The organism is Stieleria varia (genome assembly GCF_038443385.1).
Classification (GTDB): domain Bacteria; phylum Planctomycetota; class Planctomycetia; order Pirellulales; family Pirellulaceae; genus Stieleria; species Stieleria varia.
This window is the reverse complement of the sequence record NZ_CP151726.1, coordinates 909,601-931,427: the sequence shown is the minus strand read 5'-3', so window position 1 is coordinate 931,427 and position 21,827 is coordinate 909,601. Positions and strand designations below refer to the sequence as shown.

The 21,827-nt window shown below is 56.7% G+C and carries 13 protein-coding genes; 3 read left to right on the top strand and 10 right to left on the bottom strand.

Annotation, left to right across the window (positions count from 1 at the left end; all coding sequences use genetic code 11):
- Positions 1 to 127: 127 nt before the first annotated feature.
- A complete protein-coding gene (locus tag Pla52nx_RS03240; protein ID WP_197454256.1) occupies positions 128 to 1,888 on the bottom strand; it encodes an endonuclease/exonuclease/phosphatase family protein in 1,761 nt (586 codons plus the stop codon).
- Positions 1,889 to 2,034: 146 nt separating this feature from the next.
- Here Pla52nx_RS03240 and Pla52nx_RS03235 point away from each other — a divergent pair, with 146 nt between their 5' ends.
- Both Pla52nx_RS03235 and Pla52nx_RS03230 read left to right on the top strand, forming a co-directional pair.
- Positions 2,035 to 2,760, top strand: coding sequence for a DNA alkylation repair protein (locus tag Pla52nx_RS03235; RefSeq protein WP_146518255.1), 726 nt, complete (start codon positions 2,035 to 2,037; stop codon positions 2,758 to 2,760).
- A 44-nt stretch (positions 2,761 to 2,804) separates the two neighbouring features.
- Positions 2,805 to 3,365 carry an HD domain-containing protein gene (locus tag Pla52nx_RS03230; RefSeq protein WP_425289851.1) on the top strand — a complete coding sequence of 187 codons (561 nt, stop codon included), beginning with the start codon at positions 2,805 to 2,807 and terminating at the stop codon, positions 3,363 to 3,365.
- Here the strand turns inward: Pla52nx_RS03230 and Pla52nx_RS03225 are convergent.
- Both Pla52nx_RS03225 and Pla52nx_RS03220 read right to left on the bottom strand, forming a co-directional pair.
- Positions 3,362 to 4,183, bottom strand: coding sequence for a PhzF family phenazine biosynthesis protein (locus Pla52nx_RS03225; protein WP_146518253.1), 822 nt, complete (start codon positions 4,181 to 4,183; stop codon positions 3,362 to 3,364). The two genes, Pla52nx_RS03230 and Pla52nx_RS03225, sit on opposite strands and share 4 nt — an antisense overlap.
- Positions 4,184 to 4,368: 185 nt before the next feature.
- Positions 4,369 to 5,934 carry a calcium-binding protein gene (locus Pla52nx_RS03220; RefSeq protein WP_146518252.1) on the bottom strand — a complete coding sequence of 522 codons (1,566 nt, stop codon included), beginning with the start codon at positions 5,932 to 5,934 and terminating at the stop codon, positions 4,369 to 4,371.
- A 262-nt stretch (positions 5,935 to 6,196) separates the two neighbouring features.
- Here Pla52nx_RS03220 and Pla52nx_RS03215 point away from each other — a divergent pair, with 262 nt between their 5' ends.
- Positions 6,197 to 6,988, top strand: a complete 792-nt coding sequence (locus Pla52nx_RS03215) for a tRNA-binding protein (RefSeq protein WP_146518251.1) — start codon at positions 6,197 to 6,199, stop codon at positions 6,986 to 6,988.
- Positions 6,989 to 7,127: 139 nt separating this feature from the next.
- Here Pla52nx_RS03215 and Pla52nx_RS03210 read toward each other — a convergent pair whose 3' ends face one another.
- From Pla52nx_RS03210 to trkA, 7 genes are all read right to left on the bottom strand, one after another.
- The gene (locus tag Pla52nx_RS03210) at positions 7,128 to 7,250 is read right to left on the bottom strand and encodes a hypothetical protein (protein ID WP_342190331.1); all 123 of its coding nucleotides are present in this window, start codon (positions 7,248 to 7,250) and stop codon (positions 7,128 to 7,130) included.
- 74 nt (positions 7,251 to 7,324) lie between these two features.
- On the bottom strand, positions 7,325 to 8,503 hold the full coding sequence (locus tag Pla52nx_RS03205) for a patatin-like phospholipase family protein (RefSeq protein ID WP_146518249.1): 1,179 nt from the start codon (positions 8,501 to 8,503) through the stop codon (positions 7,325 to 7,327).
- A 23-nt stretch (positions 8,504 to 8,526) separates the two neighbouring features.
- Entirely contained in the window at positions 8,527 to 9,987 is a 1,461-nt protein-coding gene (locus Pla52nx_RS03200; RefSeq protein WP_146518248.1) for a DUF1552 domain-containing protein, read from the bottom strand.
- A gap of 3 nt (positions 9,988 to 9,990) precedes the next feature.
- Positions 9,991 to 12,594, bottom strand: coding sequence for a DUF1592 domain-containing protein (locus Pla52nx_RS03195; protein WP_197454255.1), 2,604 nt, complete (start codon positions 12,592 to 12,594; stop codon positions 9,991 to 9,993).
- Positions 12,595 to 12,735: 141 nt separating this feature from the next.
- The gene (locus tag Pla52nx_RS03190; protein ID WP_197454254.1) at positions 12,736 to 16,365 is read right to left on the bottom strand and encodes a PSD1 and planctomycete cytochrome C domain-containing protein; all 3,630 of its coding nucleotides are present in this window, start codon (positions 16,363 to 16,365) and stop codon (positions 12,736 to 12,738) included.
- 143 nt (positions 16,366 to 16,508) lie between these two features.
- The gene (locus Pla52nx_RS03185; protein WP_146518246.1) at positions 16,509 to 20,483 is read right to left on the bottom strand and encodes a hydantoinase B/oxoprolinase family protein; all 3,975 of its coding nucleotides are present in this window, start codon (positions 20,481 to 20,483) and stop codon (positions 16,509 to 16,511) included.
- Entirely contained in the window at positions 20,484 to 21,827 is a 1,344-nt protein-coding gene (trkA, locus tag Pla52nx_RS03180) for a Trk system potassium transporter TrkA (protein WP_146518245.1), read from the bottom strand.

The following is a 21,827-nucleotide window of genomic DNA, read 5'->3' as shown; positions in this document are numbered from 1 at the left end:
GGCAGTAGGGACATGAATTTGCGCAAACCCAAAAAGAAACAATAATGCCACAACACAACATTTTGAGCAGTCCAGCGTTTGCCGCTGACCGTCTTTTTTTGCGTCGCAGGCAGCGAACAAGAAATGGCTACGGCAACCTCTTTTCGATTTCCACCGTTGATTGCAGGTTGCGAATTTGCAATCGAATCGATGGTGATGGTCCAGACCAATCGATTTCAATCAAGCCATAGTTGGGTCGATGATACGTCTTGGGATCGGCACGATAATGATTCTCGGTCGGTGTCCCGCGAGGATGGTTCTGATTGAAACTGCTGGACGTCAGCTCGTACAACGGATAGCCGACGATGGATTTATCCAAGCGTGAAAGCTCTGACCAATGCCGATCGCCGCTCAACAGCACGATGCCCTTCGCCTGCGTTTGTTTGATCAGGTCGAATAAACGCTGACGCTCACGAGGCAGATTCGCCCAGGTTTCCTGACCCGCCGAGGATGCGATGCACTGAATGCTGGTCACGACCAGACGTACTTCAGCCGGCTGCCGCAGCTGCTTAGCCAGCCAAGCCCACTGGGCTTCACCAAGCATCGTTTTGTCGGCAGCATCATCAGGCTCGTAAACACCTCCAACGCGTTTTTCACCTTTCTTCAGAGGCGAGCGAAAATAGCGTGTGTCCAACATGATGACTTGCAATCGTTTGTCCGGAGGACCAAAAACCGAGGCATCGTAGACACCCGGCGACTTGCGGCGAGGCGATTGCTGGGGCACCTGCCAAAAATCCATGAATGCGGCCTGTGACTCGTCGCGAATTTCAAAGTCATTGCCACCATCATTGAGACCGTAGTCGTGATCATCCCATGTGGCCATTACACGAGCGGCAGCCACCAATCGTTGAAACTCGGGCTTGTCGCCAAGCTTCGCGTACTTCTGCCTTAGTAACCCGATGTCGCTCGTGTCTCCGTAGATGTTGTCGCCAAGGAACAGAACCAATTCGGGGTGCTGGTCCGAAATGGTCTCAAGGATCGGACAGTCGAGATCCTGTTTGATGCAGGAGCCGAACGCAATTCGAGATACGGGTTCATCGAGCGACACTTTGCGATACAGTTCCATGTCAACCCAAATCCCGCGATGATCCGACGCCGTCGCTTCATCAAGCACCTTCGTTGCAAGAACACGGATGCCAAAATCCCCATTGAATGACGAACGCGCTGGCATGACAAAGTCGATCTGCCTCGTTGGCTGAGCAACAGGGATGGTGAAATGCTCCTCTCGGCTGGATCGAGACCAGTGATTCCTCAGCTCCTCCAACACCGAACTTGTCGGCACTGCGTTGAGATCGCCCGCCAAGCAAACCGCATGGCCGGAGATGGATTCTGCCAGCGTGTTGATGAACTTTGCACTGTCTAGTCGCTGCGCTGGATCAGGCCGATGATCAAAGTGTGTCGCGAGAACGGTCAGACGTTGCGACTGGGGCAATGCCAGTTCCACTTGCAAAACGCCGCGTTGTTCTCCACCACCTGTATTGGGCAGCAAATGGTTGACCGATGACGTGATGGGAAATCGCGACAGCAACGCGTTTCCATACCGGCCACCTTGCAATTCGATGTTGCCACCAAAAACATGGTGCATGCCCAACTGTTGCGCCAACTGCTTCGGTTGGTCCTCGCTACCGCTGCGATGAACGATATGATCGACTTCTTGCAGAGCGACGACGTCGGCTTGTGATTCACGGATCACCTTGGCGATACGTTCCAGGTCCAGTTTGCCATCGACACCTTCCGCATGGTGAATGTTGTACGAAAGGATTCGGATTCGTTGCGGTTGCTCTGGTTCGGCAGCTGCGAGCTGCGGGACAATCAGCCACAGAACCAAGATCAACCGAGGGAGTAACATGGCACGGAGGGGAAAAGGAGGTTAACGAGAGCAACAGTGAATCGAACGGCAGTTTACACTCCTTTTGTTGGCGAGGCTGGAATTTTGGTACGATTGTTCAGCAACGCTTTGGAGGATGAGATCAACAGGGGAAGGGCAAATAAATAATGACGGCCAAACAAGTACTGTCGGCACTACGGGCGGTCGCTCGGGAGGACAAGGCATCGTTCCTGCCCGGCTTCTTTCAGGCCGTGCCGGGAGGTTATGGCGAAGGTGACCGGTTCCTCGGATGCGTGGTACCGGATCAACGCAAGGTGGCTCGGCAGTTTCGTGATCTGTCGACGGACCAATTGCTGAAACTGTTCGCATCACCCTGGCATGAATGTCGACTGACGGGAATGTTCATTTTGGTGGGACAGTTCGAGGGTGCCGCCAAGCACAACAATCCTCATCGTGATTTTGAATGTCGCCAGATCGTTGAGGTTTATCTCAAGAACCTTGATGCGGTGAACAATTGGGATCTCGTAGACGCAACGGCTCCCAAGATTCTCGGACCGTGGTTGGTCGACAATCCGGACGAGCGGCAGGTTCTCGATCGACTCGCGACCAGCGAGGTGCTGTGGCAAAGACGAGTGGCTGTCCTGGCGACATACGCGTTGATTCGAAACGATGAATTCAAGGAAATCCTTCGGCTAGCCGAAATGCTTGTTGACGACGAACATGACTTGATGCACAAAGCGATCGGATGGATGTTGCGTGAGATGGGCAATCGCGATATTTCCCGTCTGGAGAAATTCCTGAACAAGCACGCCAAGACGATGCCTCGAACCATGCTTCGCTATTCCATCGAAAAAATGTCACGGGAAGACCGAACGAAATGGATGACTCAGTGAGCGGACAACTCGTGGATCAAACCGAGCCAATCGTGCGAGAGCGGATGCAAGGGCAGGCAGCCGGGCACGGCATGGACCACGTCCTACGGGTGCTTCGTTCGGCGAGGTTGATTCAAGCACAAGCCGGCGGTGACCTGGAAGTCATTGAGTTGGCGGCTTTGCTGCACGATGTCGGTGACGCCAAGTTTCATGATGGCGTCGAGCGCAGCGCGGAGTTTGCTCGTGAGATCTTGAGCGGGTTGGGGGCGAGTGAAAAATTGATCGAGCATGTCGCCCATATCGTCGACAACATCTCGTTCCGGAAAGGTGACCGTGCCAGTGCACTGTCGCTGGAAGGCAAGATCGTTCAGGACGCAGATCGGCTGGATGCTCTTGGGGCAATCGGGATTGTGCGTACGATCGAGTACGGCGCCGCGTTTGGTCAGCCATTCTATTTACCTGACGCCGACGGCGTAAAAACCGGGATCGGACACTTTCACGAAAAATTGTTCAAACTCAAGGACTTGCTGAACACCGACGCTGCTCGCCAGATGGCCGAACAACGAGAGTCCTTCATGCAGTCCTTTCTGGACCAGTTCATGCGTGAGTGTGGGTTGAGTATCTAGCTTGGTACATCCATCATCAATCGACCTTCCAAAACGGTCACCGCATTTCCGGTCAATCGCACGCGGTCACCTCTGACTTCACAGTGGACGGTCCCGCCCCTGGCTGATGCTTGATAGCCGACGAGCGAAGTCTTGCCGAGCTGTTTGGCCCAGTAGGGTGCGAGACAGCAATGGGCCGATCCGGTGACCGGGTCCTCGTTGATGCCAAAGCGTGGGGCGAAGTATCGAGAGATGAAGTCAACGTCGGCAGTTTGGCTGGGCGCAGTTACCATCACGCCCCGCGTTTCGACCTGCTGCAGAGCGTTGAAGTCTGGACGCAACGAGGTCACCGTATCGCTCTCGTTGACAACGACCAACAGGTCAAACTTGGACTGCATCACAACGGCTTGGGCGATACCGAGCGCCGCGAGCAGAGTTCTGGCGGTCGAAGCATCCACTTCCTTTGTCGCCGGCATTGCCGGAAAATCAAGCGTGATCCGCGCACCAAAGGACGTGCACGTCAACTCACCGCTACGAGTTCGAAAGCGAATCGGCGACTGACTATCGATCAGTCGGTGCTGAATCAATATGTGTGCGGCAGCGAGTGTCGCGTGACCACAAAGGTCGACTTCGGCTGCTGGTGTGAACCAACGCAGTTGAAAACAATTTACTTCACTGATGGGAACCAGGAACGCGGTCTCGGACAGACTCATCTCAGAAGCGACACCCTGCATCCACTCGTCGCTCGTATAACGCTCGAGAATGCAAACGGCAGCCGGATTACCCGCCAGCGGCCGGTCGGCAAACGCGTCGACTTGCCAAATGAGAATGCCTGACATGGAACGATCTCAGTGTTGCTGGAGGATTCGGGACGGAGCATGCGATTTTGCCTGACGCATCGCATTTTGGAAACCCGAAGCGTCAGCGAGGAATGACTCACTATCTATTTTTCCTCACTGACGCGTCAAGATACCGAGAAAATCGCAACTTCGGGAAAATGCAGTCGGGGGAGCCGACAGCGGACTCAGACCTTCATGTCATTGATGAAGTCCATCATGAACTGATCCTTCAATGGATCGGAGCCACCGCTTCCGTCGTCGTCGTAGGTCAAGCCGGTCATCGACATGACAGTCTTGGCGAAGTAGGTCGCGAAGTCTTCCAGTGGATCAAAGCGGCCATAGTTGCGGGCAAACGAGGCAGTGTTTTTGTAGAACCATGTGCCGTCGCCTGATTGCCGATAGTCATCCTTGTCTTTGCCGACAGTCTTGGTCCAGCCGCTGATCGATTTCCATTGCTTCCAGCGGAGATTCTCGTTGTCAAAGTTGTGGCCCACTTCGTGGATGACCGTTTGCGACAAGCGATCATCGGTTTGGGCAAATCCGTTGTCCAGCAACACGACCGTGCCGGTCAGCGAATTGTTGTATCCGTTGGGCGTGAAGTTTCCTTTGAGTCGAGGTCCCATTCGTTCGAAAGTCAACTCGCCGCCATTGGCACGTTTCAGCAGTCGCGTGTTGCCGGTGAGGCCATGGAGTTCGGCCAGTGCGAGATCGACGCGTTCAATTTCAGCGTCCGTGAAACTGCCATCGGCAAACTCTGCCCAGCGGTCTCCGGAGGATTCAAACTTCCTCCCTTCGCCATCTTGGAAGTTGATTCTCGCATCGTTCCAGGCGATGTCTTCCAGGATGTCTGCGATGTATCCCGTGTTTGCATCGCGATTGACTAGGAAACGGTCATCACCTGTGCCACCGTTCAACTCATCGTCGTCAGCGCCTCCGAACAGGCCATCGTCACCTGAGCCACCATTGAGGTCGTCTTCTCCCTTGCCTCCGTACAGGTTGTCGTTGCCACTGCTGCCGCTGAGGTAGTCATCTCCATCGCCACCTTGGAGCGTGTCATGATCTCCATTTCCGTACAGGTAATCATTTCCCGCCTGACCTTGCAGCAAGTCGTTGCCGCTACCGCCGTAGAGCCGATCGTCATGATCACCTCCTTTCAAAGTGTCGTCGTCGTTCTGGCCGTAAATGCGATCAACGCCCGTCCATCCGGCTAGAAAGTCGTTTCCATCGCCGCCGTACAACCAATCATCTCCAGCACCACCGTAGATGTCATCGTCTCCGTTGCCGCCAAGGATGGTGTCGTTGTCGTCCCAGCCCGACAAATAGTCGTTTCCGTCGTGGCCCTCCAGACGATCGTTGCCGGTGTCACCACGCAATTCGTCGCGTGCTGTTCCGCCGAGAAGTGTGTCGTCCCCCGTGCCCCCCCATTGCTTGGACGAGATATCGGTGTTGTTCTCGACGTGATCGTGTCCACCGAGCGCACGCACATGGATTTCACTGAAGTTTGGACCCCAGAAATATGCGTCGTCCACTATGTTTCCGCTGGAATTCCGAATCGTGATGTACCCGAGTCCGGTCGACGATCCATCAATCTGAATGATATCGCGATTGTTGGTGCCTTCGATATCGATGATACCGTCGGCGAAACTGATGTCTGCCGCCATCAGTTGTCGCTGACTGAGCATTTCCAGACGAAGATTGCGGTGTTTGATCTTTCGAGATCGGCGGGCTTTGCGTTGCTGTTTGGTGAACATTGATTTCCCCTGTGCTTGGCGAGTCAACTTTGAAATGTGAGTGATCTTCCGTTGTCAGGCGAAGCGAGAAACTCGGTACGGTGTTACACAGAAAACACTTCTCCACGAGGATGAAATTGAGCAACGGGATTTCCCGTGTGAGGTCGAATTTGATGTCGGATTCAATGATTTCACGCTCTGAACAAGGCATCGCAATGGTTGACAGCATGTGCGAGAATGCCGCCCTCGTGACCCTCTTCTTGGTGCCAGCTACAGCATTTCCATGAGTGACTATCCCTACAACTTCCGTGTCAAGATCAGCGACACGCTGGTTTACTTGCCCAAAGACATCGCCGCGCAATTGGACTTTAGCAAGTCCAAGCGATTGCGGATCGATGGTGAGATCAATGGTGTCCCGATGGAATGCGGATTGATGCCGGACAAGGGGAAGTGGTGTTTCATGGTGTCAAAGAAACTGCAAAAGCAGTGCGGGATCTCGCCGGGCGATATGGCAAGCGTCAGTTTCGATGTCGCGGACAGCGAATCGGTTGCCGTGCCGACGGAGTTGCAGTTTGCTTTGGAAGCGAACGAATCAGCGATGTCGATTTGGGAAACGTGGACAGCCGGCAAACGACGTGCTCAATGCCTAAAGGTTTCGGCGGTGAAAAAAGTCGAAACGCGAGAGCGTCGCGTCGAAGAAGTGATCGCGTTGTGCTTGGCAGAGTTGGGAATGCAAACCGGTGTCACCGGATGGCAAGCATTTGAAAACGTCGACATGCGTGCGGGCACCATCACGGCTGTCGATCCCTTCCCAAAGGCACGCAAACCGGCCTACCAGGTAACGGTCGACTTTGGCGGCGAACTCGGCATCAAACGCACGAGTGCTCAAATCACCGAGAACTATACAATGGATGAATTGCTCGGACGACAAATCATCGGCGTCGTGAACATCCCGCCAAAGCAGATCGGGAATTTCCATTCGCAGTTCTTGATCGTCGGGTTCTATCGAAAAGACGGATCGGTCATATTGGCGGTGCCGGACAGCGCCGTTCCCAACGGTGCGAAACTTGCCTAGGAACGCATTACCAATAGATGGCGTCGTGGATTTCGCCAGAAATCTTGTGCGAAAGGAATTCTGGCGAATCCCATTACCAAATGCGTCATGAAATGGATCATCGTTCCTCAGCTGGTGTTTTAAGCAGAAGCCGCGGTCATCAATGAACAGCAATGGACATCACGAAAGAACTCAATAACCAATGTGATTCGAGATCGTCGTCTCCCTCGTCGTCGCCATCGCGACCGGGTTGCCCGGTTTGTGGCGGAGCGATGATCGACATTCGCGGAAAATTGCAGTGCACCCAATGCCATCGCATCTGCGAAACGTGCTGCGAAGGCGGACGCGGTTGATGACTCATCCCAGCCCGATGGCGTAAGGGAACCGCGGCGGCGGCGAGTCGTCGGCGACTCGCTCGCTCACCCGTGATCGTATCGCTGCGTCGCTCGCCGCGTAGCCCCAGTTGATGATGCGCTGTTGGTGTGACTCTGGCAGCTTTTTCAAACGCGTCGGTGTTGCTGCGATCGCTACGGTCAAATCGTCTGGCGCGGGCAACGCATCGGGCAATCGTTCGTTGTGTGTGTTGGAACCGATGCCCCAGTACGTTCCCTCGCGTTGACACGAGCGGTATGAGTCGAGCAACTGTCGTTTACGTAAACTACGGACTTGATTGTCGATCACGTCCAAGATGCGTTTGGAGTGGAACGCCCAGTTCGCGGCGGGTCGCTCGTGAGGTTGCATCTTGCCACCTCCATCACTGACCAACACGGTGCTGTAGTTCTTCCACGCGGTCTCCAAGCCCAAATTGTCGTAGACACCGCCATCGGTCAACACCATCCGTTGATTGAACGGTGGGCAAAACAGATCTCCGGCGGTGCCGGGATCAAAGTCTTCTGGATTCAACTCGATCGTGGCAGGCGACAGAAACGGCGGAAACGCAGACGACGCGCCGACGGCTTGAGACAACAGCACGTCGGGATGGTGTATCAACCCGACGCGATAGTCGGCCAGGTAGCTGCGTGACATTCTCACCAGGGAGCCGGTTTGAACGCTGGTGGCATTGATCACAAATCGCGGCGCGATGGATTCATCGGGCAGGTCTTGCAAGGTCGACTGCCCGAACAGCGACCGATAACACCGCGCGATACGTACGGAAACGCTGGCTCGAAACGACAGACCCAGCAAAATCGCACGGCGATCAATGGTCGTACTTGCCAATCGCATGATCGGCTCGACAAGCAGCCGCTCCATGCCGGTTGCGCGACCATGACAATCAAAGGCCAGCTTGCTCCAGTTCATTCCCAACACGCCGGCAGTGATCGATCCGCCTGAAACACTGGAGATCAAATCGATCTGTTTCAGGATGCCGAGTTCATTCAGACGCAGCAACGCCCCGACGTGGAACAGCATCGCGCGGTACCCACCGCCGGAGAGACACAGTGCAATGCCGTCCTGGAGTGTGGATGCCCGTTCGCTAAATGGTTCGCTAAATGGTTCGCTGATTTGCTCGCGATTTGAATCCGATTCAATACTCATTCTGGCCCCGCTGCCTGCTGGTTCTACGCACGGATTGCGTCGACCGATTTGCCTTGACGTTTAGCTGGTCCCAATTGTCGCTTGCTGCCCATTGCCGCCAGCATCGTGTTGTACACGTCGAGTCCTTCACACCCGACGTCGACGATTCCGGTTTTGAATCGGCCATTGGCGGGCGTGATCGCATGAAAAACACCGGAAAGTTCACGTTTGACATCATTGTGACGTCCATCGCCCGATTCGGTGCTGATCGTGAGGCAACTGTTTTCAAGGATGGTCTTGCCGTTGCCTTCGACGGTCTCGTCCAGGCGTTTCAAGAAATACGCGACCTCTCGCATTTTCATGTGGGCGTGAGCACGTAACTGCACGTTCTGTTTACCGGGATTGAATTGGTGCCACCATTCGTGTGAGCATCCGGCGGATCCGGATTTGCCGAGTTCCTTTTCGTCGTTGAACTCGTACACGAGGCGCTCGTTGTACTTGTACTGGCCGGTCATTCGCAATCGTTCGCCGGCGGCGAGAAAAGTGAGCGAGCCGAATCGGACGCGGTCCATTTGAATAGCCAAAGCATACAAGTCGGCCATCAATCGCCACTCGCGAGAAAGATCGTCGATGTGCATGTCGATGCCTTCGCCGCCCGGGTCAGCGGCTCCGCCATGCCGAAGTTCGCTGGGGGCTGGCAGTTGCGGCGCGCGGGGATCATGCGACTGGCTGGCGAACGCCCGAGTCTCATACTCGCGGATGCGTTCCAAGTGGTCCGCCACACGGCCACGCGATGCAGCTCCCAGCGGTGAATTCGCTCCGGTGTAGAACTTGTACTGTTCGACGACGCTGTCCAAGACGCTGCGATCGATCCGCCGCTGGTCAGCGCCTTGGCTTTGATCAACGGTGCCGAACACACGTTCGAACACGTCGCGTGGTTTTTCCTGCATGGTCGCCGCGACGGTGCCGTCGGGGTTGTAGCTGTGGACGTAGCGACTGACACGACTGCGTCGAAAGAATGTTCCCGCTACAAGTGTCGGTACCATTCCCGGTGGCATTCCGTCGGGGTGTTGTTCGCGACGGATCACTTGATCCAACGACGGACCGCCCGCTTTGGCTTCGCCGTCAGGTGGCTCGGCCGTGAACGCAGCGGAGGCACCGTCAAAGTGCGCATTGATTCCCGATTCGTCGGCCCGGGTTTGGTCGACGCCGCGCATGATCAGCAGTTTATCGGCCAGCGGTTTAAGCGGCTCCAGGACACCGTCGAGCACCTCCTCCTGCAGCGGCGCGGGGATACCCAAACCAAAGAAGACATTGAACGCCCTGGTCGGGACATCGGCAGCGGGTGAGGCCAATGCGGAGGAAACCATCATTTCCTCCAACAACGGCAGCCCGATCGTGACCGCGCCAAGGCCACGCAGCAGCGTCCGCCGACTGACGGTCGGCTGTTTGCCATTGGCGCCAGCGGCATGCGTCGAAGCATCGGGATGGAATCGTCGCGTCATCGCTTACTCCGCAGTGGTTTGAATGTGGGTGACCAAGTCGCTCAACACGATCTCAGTCAGGATGTCTTGATAGCGACCGCCGGACTTCTGCGAGTCGCGGTGAATTTGTCGGACGGTTTGCGCGTCCGCTGCGACAAGGGGACGGCCGACGGCGAACTGGGTGAGTTTCCAAACCAGCGTCTCGGCCACTCGATCACTTTCAGCCAACATCGCCATCAGTTTGGCCGAATCAGGATAGTCGACGGAGTGCGCGGAACCGGGAAAGAGAATCTGGCCGTCTTCTCGTAGCGGATTGCCGTGTTCATCGCGTTGGTGAAAGGAGCCCAGTCCGTCGAATTTTTCTAAACCAAACGCAAGCGGTTCGAATCGTTTGTGACATCCGCCACAGGACTCGTTTGCGATCCGCTGCTCCGCAATCACACGCTGAGTCAGACCCGCAGCAGTGGGAACAGGAGTTGTGTCGACACAGGGCGGTGGATCGTTGACGACGCCACGCAACAGTTGATTGAGCACCAGTAATCCTCGTGTCACCATCGATGCATCATCGCCACCGATTGTCAGAACACTGCCCTGCGTCAGCAATCCGCCGCGGGCGGGAATTTCGCCAAGGTCGTATTCGGCAAACGGATCGGATTTGGGTTCCAACCCGTAATGTTTTGCCAAACGAGGCGTCAAGAACGTGACTTGTGCATTGAGCAAATCGGTCAACGGTCGCTTTTCTTTCCACACGACGTGATCAAAAAACGCCAATGTTTCGCGTCGCATGTCGTCGGCAAGCTCGGCTTTCCAATCGGGAAAGTGATTGGGACTGGGACGAAGTGACCGCAGATGATCCATGTTCAGCCATTGGGTGATGAAATCCTGTGACCGCTGTTCCGCGCGGGGATCGGCCATCATTCGCTGCACTTGGCTTTTCAATCCTGCGGTGTCATACAGCTCACCCGATTCTGCGGCACGACGCAGCTCGTCATCCGGCGGGGCGCCCCACAGGATATAGCTGAGTCGAATCGACAAGGCCTTGGCGTCCAATCGCTGGCGAGAACCGTCACCGATTTGGTTTTCGATCCGGTACAGAAAACGCGGCGACATCAACATGGCTCGCAAGGTTGCCGCGACGGCGTCGTTGTAGTTGCCGCCTGATGCAGCGACGGTGGTCGAGATGCCGCGGTACAAGACGATTTCGTGATCGGTCAATTCCGCTCGCAAAACCTGAGGCGCCATCTTGCTGATCAAACCTCGCATGTCGTCGTCGGTCAAACGAGGCTTGACGCCGAAACGCTTGGCGAAAGCGGCGACGTCCATTTGCGAAACAATCTGTTTGGCAAGCTCCGCGTAGGCTTCGACGTGCCCAAGATCGACGGTCAAGTTGTACGCGGTGTTTCGAAAACCGTCTGCCCTCAAATCCGGCGGCAGCGTCGTTCTCGCCGCGTCACTGATGTCCACACCGACGGCGGCTTGAACCGAACGGATGTATTCGTCGACGGTCAATCGGCGGACAAAGTTCTCGGACTTGCCCGTCTCGTTGACATAAATCGCCGGATCGATCCAATCGACCGTCCAAACGGCTCCGTTGTCGATCCATTGCCGAAGCGATTGCTTTTGCTCATCGGTCAACGGTGCCCGATTGTGAGGCATTTCATCGGACTTGACCGACGCCCAAAGTTCACTCTCAGAGGGTTTGCCCGGGACGATCTTTGCCAACGCTGATTCGCGTCGCGCCAAATCAACGTCGCCCTTGGCATTGGCCGAATCATGACATTCCAAACAATGTGCGGCCAACAGTGGCGCAACCTTGGTGTCAAAGTGCTGCTGGCTTCTCTGCAACGCCAACTGTTCTGGTGAAATCGGATCGGCGAGTTTGCCTTCGTGACCCGCAGCATGTAAACGCGTGATCTCAGTGCCGGATAAGGCACGTCGATACAACGCGACACGATACAGGGTTCCTCGCCAGGGTCGTCCACCGGAGACCTCATCGCCCAACGCCAAACGATACTCGTATGACCAATTGGATAGATCTCCTTGAGCCTTGCCCTGTGAGACTCGCGTGCCATCGACGAACAACTGCGTCGCACCCGATGCCGCTCGTGTGAACACAACATGCGTGATCGCTGGCTTGGCGTTTTTTGCAGGCGTCGACAACGAGGGCAACCCGTTGGTGCTGGTCTTGGTCGATCGCAAGCGGACATCGTAGCGATCGCCCTCCTGTCCGAGCGTGACGTTTCGGTTGGAGGTGTCGGACGAAAGCGAAACGATGCGCGCGGGACCTTTTTGGTTGATGTCCGACGTTGTCAACCAAGTCTCGATCGTGAGTTTACCCGATCGTTTGACCGCATCAATGAGCTTGCGAGCCGGACCGTCAGAAAGAATCGACGCGGCGCCACTGATACGGATCGAACCCCGGTCGCGTTGAACGTGTTTCGGCTGGCCGATGCGTAAATCCATCGCCCTCCCGACGCCGGATGTGTCGCGTATCGATGATTCGCTGTCGCCAAGTTCTTCGTCAAACTCGTAGAGTGCGATCAATCCATCGATTGCGGACAGGTCCTCAGCTCGGACTTGGGAGAGGCCGATCGTCAGTGCAATGCAGGCGAGTAACAGGAGACGCATCGAGATCCACCGTTTGCGCGAGGTTGGGACGGCTAGTATAGCAACTACCGCCACGCGACGCTCCGCATCGAGCAGCGTCTTGGATAATTCCCACGCGGATTGGTGCGCACGCTATCGATCTGGAAGATCGAGCGACGGTCGCTACGGCGTCGAAACGACCTCATCCATGTTTAGCAGCGTGCTGGCAACGATCATCCATGCTGCGTGCGTCGCCGGGTCGCCACTGACCTCGCTGTCGTCCACCGCCAACAAGGATTTCGCCGACCCCGGATCATCGCGGTAGTGTTCCAATAACTCATCCAACAGAGATCGCAACTCGTGCCGTTCAGCGTCCGATGGCGACCGGATCGTGACGGTTTGGAACATCCAACGCAAACGCGCGTCGTCTGTGTCCACTGAGGCTGTGTCCACTGAGGCTGTGTCCACTGAGGCTGTGTCCACAGTGTTGGAATCCACAGTGTTGGACGCATCCTGCGGCACCTTGCTGTTCAGCGTTCGAGTGGCCAAGTGCTTGGCGGCTTGCAGGTACTGTGTTTCGTTCATCAACAACAACGCTTGCAGGGGCGTGTTGGTTCGTTCACGACGTGCGGTGCACGACTCACGGCTCGGCGCGTCAAAAGTTGACATCTGCGGCGGCGCGCTGGTGCGTTTCCAAAAGATGTAAACACTGCGTCGTTGCGTCTTGTCGGGATCGGTATCGGCGATGAAATTCGCGGTGTTGCTGCGTGTGTAGCCGACCGCATACCAAAGTCCACTCGGCTGGGGAGGCTTGACGCTGGGGCCGCCATGTTTGAGGTTCAGCATGCCAGCGACCGCCAGCGCCTGATCACGTAGGACTTCGGCGTCCAAACGTCGGCGTGCCGCGCGAGCCAAGTAGCGGTTGCGTGGATCGATACGGAGGTCGTGTTCGTTGACCGTCGACGTTCGCCGATAGGTCTCGGACATCACAATCGATTTGATCAAACGCTTGACGTCCCAACCGTTCTCTTGAAAGTCAACGGCCAAGAAGTCCAGCAGCCCGGGGTGACTGGGGACTTCACCTTGGCTGCCGAAATCTTCACTGGTCTTGACCAGTGCGGTTCCAAAGATGTTTTGCCAGAATCGATTGACCGCGACACGGGCGGTCAGCGGATGCTCGGGGCTGCACAACCAACGAGCCAATCCCAGTCGATCTGTCGGCGCATCTGTAGGCATCGGTGGCAAGAACGTCGGAGTTGCTCGTGGCACAACGTCACCGGGTTGGTCGTACTGGCCACGAAGCAGAATTTTGGCTTCTCGCGGTTGCGCCGTTTCTTTCCAAACCAGAGTCGTCGGGATCTCGGACTCCAGTTTCTCCTGAGCTTTGATCAAACCGGATTCATGATCACGCAAGGCCAGCCAGTCCGGCTCCGCACAGAGGGCCTCGCGATAGTAGCGACGCAAAGCCGCGTTTTGCACGTCGGTTCGTTCCGCCGGCGGTTGAGCGGCCAATTGCTTCAAACTCTCCGGCACCGCGGCTTTGGGGGAACGAATCGCGTAGGAGTATCGCGCTTCGCCGTCATGTTGAACGAACTTGAGGTACAAACGATTGGAACCTTTATTGAGTTCCAATTCGTATTCTTGTTGCAGCGGTTGCATCTTATGCGCCCCTCGACGCACTGCGACCTGTTTTCCATTGAGATACAGAACATGACCGTCATCGCTACCGAAAAGCAGTTTGACATTCTGTTTCTCCGGAGAATCGATGGTCTGGTGAACGATCATCACGGAAGCTTCCTCGGCGAGCTTTGGCAACTCGTTGATTTTCACCGGAGCGAGGTCCCCACGAAGCTGCCAGCGGTAGTCGCGATCGCGGTAGCTGAAAACTTCGTCGGCCTTGAACTCCTTTTCCTGTGAGGCGAACTGGCGACTGTACGCCGGCTCGGGTGCCTCAACTGGAAAGGGGCCGACGCTGTGCACCGGCCCAAAGGTGATGCGTTGCGAATCTGGAATGGCTGGTTCGGAGTCGCTCAGCGAGAGCAGCACATGCCGAAACTGATGCTTGGCGTGGACCGATTGATACTCGAGAGCCACGCGGATTTGCGCGTCGCCCGTCTGCAGTTTCGGATCATCAGAGAGCGCGGGCACAAAGAACGACGCGTCGCGAGGTCCGGTGGATTGATGGCCCGCGGCCGCCCATCCGGTTTTCTCGTCGCGATTTCCGTCAATGGCGTGTGTGACCGCAAAAGGCCCATCGGATTGCTCGATGTTGGCGATTGCCTTTTCGATTTTGAGCGGCTGCCAAGCTGCGTCCGCGCTTGGACGAGCTTCGATGGTGATTTCGGAAAGGACCACGTTTCCGTTGGTACTCAAGCCGACACGTTGGTCGGGGGCATCCACCAAGGCGTCCAAACGCAGCCAACTCCAAGCACCTGACGGGATGGATGCGACGATCGTGGTCGTATCCCTGTCCGCTGCGTCCTGTTTCACACGAAAGGATCCGTCGTCCAAGATCTCCATCTCGATGTCGGCTGAGGAAGTCACCGTGTCAGGTTTTAACGGACGGGATGCCACACCAGCGGATTTGCCGAGTGACTCTTCCCAACGCCGCTGAGCATCGTCGACCGAGGCGATCGGCCCCTTCATTTCATCGCGAATCTGCTGCAGTTGCGTTTGATACTCGTCGCGCAGTTGTAGCTGCTGGTCGCTGGGGACTTGGATGACCGGCGGTGGGTCCTTGATGTTCTTGTCCAACGCTTGCCCGTCCAGGCTGTTGAAGAACGCAAACAGGGAGTAGTAGTCTCGCTGCGCGATCGGATCAAACTTGTGATCATGGCAGACACTGCAACCGGTGGTCAGTCCTAGGAATACCGTGCCGAACGCGTCGGTGCGATCGATCACGTTTCTTGCAAAGACTTCCTCGTAAATCGATCCGCCTTCGCTGGTCGTCACGTTCAATCGGTTGTAACCGCTGGCGATTTTTTGCGCCAGCGTGGCGTCGGGCAACAGATCGCCAGCCAACTGCGTGGTGATGAATTCATCAAACGGCATGTTGTCGTTGATCGCGTCGATCACCCAATCTCGATAGGGCCACATCTCACGATAGTTATCCAAATGCAATCCGTGTGTGTCCGCGTATCGGACCAAGTCCAACCAATAGCGTCCCATGTGCTGGCCAAAGGCGGGGGAGGCGAGCAGTCGGTCGATCAATTTCTCGTAAGCGTCCGGAGACTCGTCCGCAAGAAACTCCGCCAATTGTTCCTGCGTGGGCGGCAATCCCGTCAGGTCCAAGCAAGCGCGGCGGATCAAGGTGTTGCGGTCAGCCGTCGGATTCGCGGTCAGTCCCATGCGGCGGATCGACCGGTTGATGAAGTAGTCGATCGGGGCGACGGCTTCGTCTGGCAACTGCGCTTTTTCAGGCTTGACGAAGGACCAATGTTGCTGAAACGTCGCGCCAGACTGAACCCACTCCTCCAGCAGCTTTCTTTGCGCGTCGGAGATCGGTTTGTTGAATTTTGGCGGCGGCATGATGACGTCCGGGTCATCCGTCAGCAAACGCTCGATGAGTTCGCTGTCCACTGCATTGCCCATCGACACCACCGACTGAATGCCGTCAGCCGTGTCCAATCGCAGATCGGCTTGACGTTCGTGTTCATCCGGTCCGTGACAGGCAAAGCAATGATCGGACAAGATCGGTCGAATGTCGCGGCTGAAATCCACAGCGGAGTCGCTGGACTCCTCTCCGCTCACCGGGATGGAGGTGACAGCACATAGGATGGCAACGACACAGGGCAGGTAGAGCCGAGAGAACATGCGGATGCAGTCTTTTTGATCAGGTGGGATAATAGGCAGGTCGAAACACGCTGATTGACGTAGTGGATTTCGCCAGAAATCCGTCCCAGAAGGAATTCTGGCGAATCCCATTACGGAGTTTACCATGCGGCGAAGTGTTTGCGTTATTCTTGGTCGGCTCGGCCCCAACCGCCACCGCCGGGGGTCTCGACTCGCAGTCGATCGCCGGGGTTGACTGAAACGGTGAACGCAGGCGGCATGACCGTCGAATGAGCGTTTTGAATCAGCACATTGCAGCCCGCTTGTCCTGCCCCGCCACCTGCGGCTCCGTAGGGTGCCAACTTGCGTCGATTGGTGATCATGGTCAGCGACAGGGGTTTCAGGAATTCGATCTCTCGAATCAACCCATCGCCACCCCGATGAACGCCCTCTCCACCACTGTTGCGACGTAGGCGGAACTGCAACAAGCGAACGGGTAAACGCGATTCCAAGATTTCCGGATCTGTGATTCGGGTATTCGTCATGTGCGTGTGGACACCGCTGGCGCCGTTTCCCGACTCCGTCGCACCGCTGCCCCCACCAATCGTTTCGTAGTAGCCAAAGCTTTGGTCGCCCAACAGCAGGTTGTTCATCGTGCCTTGCGAGGCAGCGACCGCCCAGTGATTTGAAATCTGTCCGATCGCGCCGAGCAACACATCGACGACACGTTGGCTGGTTTCCACATTGCCCGCCACAACGGCCGCGCATTGATTGGGATCGGGATTTGATGGCGGGTTGAGCAGTCCGACGGGAATACGCAAATCGATATCACGCAGCACGCCATCACAGAGCGGCAAGTTGGAATCGCAGAGGCAGCGCATGACATACAGCACCGCAGCGGTGACGATCGACGGCGTCGCGTTCAAGCACCCGGGATGGACACCGGAGGTTCCATCGAAATCGATCGTCAGCTTGGCGTTGTCACGTTGCAAGCGAACTGCGACCACGGTGCCGTCGTCGAGTTGATCTTGGAAACACAATGGCCGACATGGAAACTGGGCAATCAACCGTCCCACGGAATCACCGGCGACATGAATCAACTGGGACATCAGCGAAGTGATCGTGTCCGGCGAATACTCCTCGGCCAATCGCACCAATGCGTCGTAGCCGGAACGTCCGGCAGCTTGTTGAGCGGAAATGTCCGCCAAGTTTTCCTCAGGGTTTCGTGACGGGTACGGACCACTGCTCAACAGCGTTCGCAACTCGTCTTGATAAGACTGCCCTGATCGAACCAACGCAAAGTCTTGGATCAGAATACCCTCCATCGCCAAGCATGTCGCACTGGGCGGCATCGATCCGGGGGTGATGCCGCCGATCTCGGCATGATGTGCCCGTGACGCGACAAAGAAATCAGGTGCAGTCTCCAACGCTGGTTCCCGCGAACAAAACACGGGCGTGACCAAGGTCACATCTGGCAAATGCGATCCACCGGCAAACGGATCATTCGAGAGAAAGCAATCACCAGGCGACATCCTCGGAAACACACGAAGGATACGACGCACCGTGTGCCCCATTGCGCCCAAATGAACCGGGACATGCGCGGCATTGGCGACCAACGCCCCGTCTCCTCGAAAAACCGCACAGCTAAAGTCCAAACGTTCCTTGACGTTGACGCTCATCGCTGTTCGTCTCAAAACTTCGCCCATCGAATCGGCAATGCCTTGCAATCGCCTTGCCACGACCTCCAGCAATACAGGGTCATCCGCGGGCGATTTACCGGAATGCAGGCCGGCCGACTGGAACTCCGTACCGTGCACCACGGTCGGAGTCAGTTCGATCAATCCATCGGCCAAGACCTTTCCGGACCAATCGGGTTCAATGATCAAAGTCGATTGATCGCTGACAACCATCGACGCAGGGGCAAGCTCCATGCCGGGATGCAGTGCGTCCCGATCCAACACGGTGAAGGATTTCCACTGTCCACGATGCCAAACCTGCGTGACTTCATCAGAGTTCGCTTGACCTGACGTCGCTTGTATCGGTGTACTGGACCGCTTAGCCGCATCGTTTCCCGCTGTGGCTTCACATCGAATGGCGACAAGCTGCACGCCATGACGCTGGCGTCGGTAGCCAAAGACGCCTTCATGTTGCTGATGAAATCGAGAGACGAGCTCCTCGGGATGACAGCCGCCGTCGTTCACTTTGGTCAGTGGCAATGACAACGGGGCATCCGTACCGACGTATCGACAGTCGCATTCCCAACGAAATTCGATTGTAACACCGCCAAGTTTCTCCGTCGCCAATTGGGCGGCAACTTCGTCGCGAAGTTCCTTACAGATTTCGCCGATCTCATCGCCGTCAATCTCTGTGAGTGATCGGTAGACACCACGCGTGACCACTCGCCCGATGGATGCAAGCCCCATGCCGACCGCGCTCAGAACGGAGGACTGGGGATGATCCAGAATACGAGTGATGTGCAACGCGTTGGCGATGCGACACAGATGTTGGGCGGCCGCTCCGCCGAAACCCACGAGCGTTGCTTGACGCACATCCACACCTCGCGCGGTCGTGATGCTCTGCGCAGCCTCCGCCATGTGCGTCACAGCGATGTCCAGGAATCCCTCAGCAAGTGCTTCATCGCTCATCGGCTGGGGCAATCGCTGACGTACGTTTTCCAACCGCTGCTGCGCCGCATCGCGGCTGAGTGGAAACGGAAAACGTGAAGGCAGCAATCGACCCAACAACAGATTCACATCGGTCACCGCGAGAGGTCCTCCGCGACCGTAGGACGCCGGGCCGGGGTCAGCGCCCGCGCTGTCGGGGCCGACGCAAAGTCGTCCGTCGACGCAGTCACAGATCGAACCGCCCCCTGCAGCCACCGTGTGAATGTCCATCATCGGGGTCATCACACGAATGCCGGCGACTCGGGATTCGTATCGCCGACCGACCTGTCCGTCGTAGCGACTGACATCGGTGCTGGTGCCACCCATGTCCAAACCGATCGCGTGATCGGCATCGGCGGATGCCGCCAAATGTGCCAATGCGACCACACCGCCTGCGGGACCGGACAAGATGCTGTCTCGTCCGCGAAACGATTGTGGCGAGACAAGGTTTCCCGAACTGGTCATCAATCTCAGATGGCAGCGGTCACCGCCAAATTGAGCAGTCAGCTTTTTCACGTAGAGGCTGAGAATCGGGTTCAAGTAGGCGTCGAGCGCTGTCGTTTCTGCTCGCGAAACGATCTTGATCAATGGGGCAACTTCACTGCTGCGACTGATCTCATTGAAGCCCACCTCACGGGCCAACGATTCGACACGGCGTTCAATGGTGTCGTCCAAGTAGCTGTGCATCAAGCAAATCGCCAGGGACTCGATTCCATCGGCCTTGGCATCTCGCAGATGCCTGATCAAGTCGACTTCGTCCAAAGGCCTCCGTTCTCGACCCGCCGCGTCCATGCGATGATTGATCTCGATCACTCGCTTGGCCAGCTGGGCACGTTTTTCAATGGTGAAGTCAAACAGCTGCTCGCGATCCTGTTCACCGATCTCCAACAGGTCACCAAAACCGGCCGTGACCAACAACGCTGTATTCGCACCCGCGCGCGTCAACAACGCATTGGTACCCCGCGTCGTCCCCAAGCGTACCGTCAGCTCCGGTAGCTCTCGATTCAACGCAACGCCGAGCATCAATCGCGTTGCCAACACGGGAGACTCAATGCCGCAGTCCAACTCCACCGCATCACCAATCGCAAGCGGCACTGCTCGCGGTCCCGTCGTCGTCGAGAGCAGTGTGATTTCGCCCGACGCCGGATCCCAATCGCGAACGGTTCCCAGTAGAGTGCGCGCACCGCTGGATTCGATTCGATACAACGAAGCGCCGTGAAAGAAATCGCGGGGCAGCGAGGTGGGTGGCGAGGCTCCGCGATCCGCGACGTCACGAATGGACAGCTCGCCCAGTCCGAGCGATTTCAGTGGAATGCGAATCGCGGTTGGACGGCCGTCGGATCGGTTGACGGCCGTGATCACACCGCGGACCATTGAACTGCTGAGCACTTTGAGCGAGGTAATTGACCGCTCACCGCTGCCGGACGGATGATCATCCCTGCAGAGCAGGCAATCGGTGAACGTACCGCCGACATCGGCCCAAATTTGGATCGTCATTCAAGCGTTAAACAGAGCGAGACAGTCATCCAGGTGCTCCAAATCGATCAGCGCAACGACCGTGTCACCTGGACGTAGCTGGTCGTTGGCTGTGGGGACACGGATGAAGCTGTCGCGTTGGATTGCCGCGATGAGACATCGTCCCGAGAGTGGCAGCTCCGCCAAAGTCGCCTTCGTCACTTTTGTGCCCTCGACCACTTCCAATTCACAAACAGCAATCGCTCCGTTGGGCAATCGACGTTTGCTGATCACGGCACCTTCATTGAGCAATCCCAAGACTTGACGAGCACCGACATCGCGTTCACTGACGACGCGATCGATTCCAAGTTTTCCGACCACGTTGGCATAGTCGGGGCGACCGACCACTGCCATCACGCGGCGGGCACCCAACTCACGGGCTTCCACGCCCGCCATGATGTTACTTTCGTCCACGCCGGTGCAGGCCACGAAATAGTCGACCGCACCGCCGCCTTCATCTTCGAGTACGCTGCGTCGGTTCGCATTGGCATTGACGATGTTGGCATCGGGCAACAGCTTTGCCAATTGACCGCATCGATCCGAGTCCTGCTCCAGGATCGTCAGACGATAGTCGGTTGATCCCAATGTGTTGGCGACGTGGTAACCGGTCTCTCCTCCGCCGGCGATCATGACCGACTGACGTTTGGACTTCCGAACATCAACCCCGAACAATCCACGAGCCTTGTTCACATCCGACGGAGCCCCGATCAAGCTGACTCGGTCTCCCGCGTGCAACTCATCGGCACCGCTTGCCAGCCACATGCGGCCTTCACGAGCGATCGAACCGATCCGAATCCCGCGGGGAAACTTCAGTTCGCTTAGTTTTTGGTCGACCACGTCGGAACCTTTACCGACCGTCAACTCGTAGACTTCCAATTGCCCCCGGGCGAAGTGTTCCAGCGGAATCGAGTCCGGATTCCGGATCGCACGTGCCAGCTCGAACGCGCTGAGCTGCTCCAAACTCAATAGGCTGTCGATTCCGAAATGCGTTTGGTAGTCGAACGTGTTGGCATCTCGGAACGCTGGTGCATAGACCCTGGCGATGCTGCGTCGTGCACCGAGAGCTTTCGCCATGCTGGCGGCAACCACGTTGACTTCATCCACCCCCGTCACCGCCAAGCAAATATCGGCACTGCAGACGTCAGCTTGGAACAGCATCGTGCTCTGGGCGGCGTTGCCGACGATCGCTCGAACGTCCAATTCTCGATTGACCTGCTTGACCCTCTCGGGGTCAATGTCGATGACCGTGACATCGTGCCGTCGCTGGCACAACATGTCGGCGATCCAGTGGCCTACCGTTCCGGCGCCCAATGTCAAAACTCGCAT

Excerpts from the sequence above, each read along its gene's own strand:
- Pla52nx_RS03185 (WP_146518246.1), bottom strand. The coding sequence starts at position 20,483 with ATGACGATCCAAATTTGGGCCGATGTCGGCGGTACGTTCACCGATTGC.
- Pla52nx_RS03190 (WP_197454254.1), bottom strand. The coding sequence starts at position 16,365 with ATGTTCTCTCGGCTCTACCTGCCCTGTGTCGTTGCCATCCTATGTGCT.
- Pla52nx_RS03200 (WP_146518248.1), bottom strand. The coding sequence starts at position 9,987 with ATGACGCGACGATTCCATCCCGATGCTTCGACGCATGCCGCTGGCGCC.
- Pla52nx_RS03215 (WP_146518251.1), top strand. The coding sequence starts at position 6,197 with ATGAGTGACTATCCCTACAACTTCCGTGTCAAGATCAGCGACACGCTG.
- Pla52nx_RS03230 (WP_425289851.1), top strand. The coding sequence starts at position 2,805 with ATGCAAGGGCAGGCAGCCGGGCACGGCATGGACCACGTCCTACGGGTG.
- trkA (WP_146518245.1), bottom strand. The coding sequence starts at position 21,827 with ATGCGAGTTTTGACATTGGGCGCCGGAACGGTAGGCCACTGGATCGCC.
- Pla52nx_RS03235 (WP_146518255.1), top strand. The coding sequence starts at position 2,035 with ATGACGGCCAAACAAGTACTGTCGGCACTACGGGCGGTCGCTCGGGAG.
- Pla52nx_RS03225 (WP_146518253.1), bottom strand. The coding sequence starts at position 4,183 with ATGTCAGGCATTCTCATTTGGCAAGTCGACGCGTTTGCCGACCGGCCG.
- Pla52nx_RS03220 (WP_146518252.1), bottom strand. The coding sequence starts at position 5,934 with ATGTTCACCAAACAGCAACGCAAAGCCCGCCGATCTCGAAAGATCAAA.
- Pla52nx_RS03210 (WP_342190331.1), bottom strand. The coding sequence starts at position 7,250 with ATGTCGATCATCGCTCCGCCACAAACCGGGCAACCCGGTCGCGATGGC.
- Pla52nx_RS03195 (WP_197454255.1), bottom strand. The coding sequence starts at position 12,594 with ATGCGTCTCCTGTTACTCGCCTGCATTGCACTGACGATCGGCCTCTCC.
- Pla52nx_RS03240 (WP_197454256.1), bottom strand. The coding sequence starts at position 1,888 with ATGTTACTCCCTCGGTTGATCTTGGTTCTGTGGCTGATTGTCCCGCAG.
- Pla52nx_RS03205 (WP_146518249.1), bottom strand. The coding sequence starts at position 8,503 with ATGAGTATTGAATCGGATTCAAATCGCGAGCAAATCAGCGAACCATTT.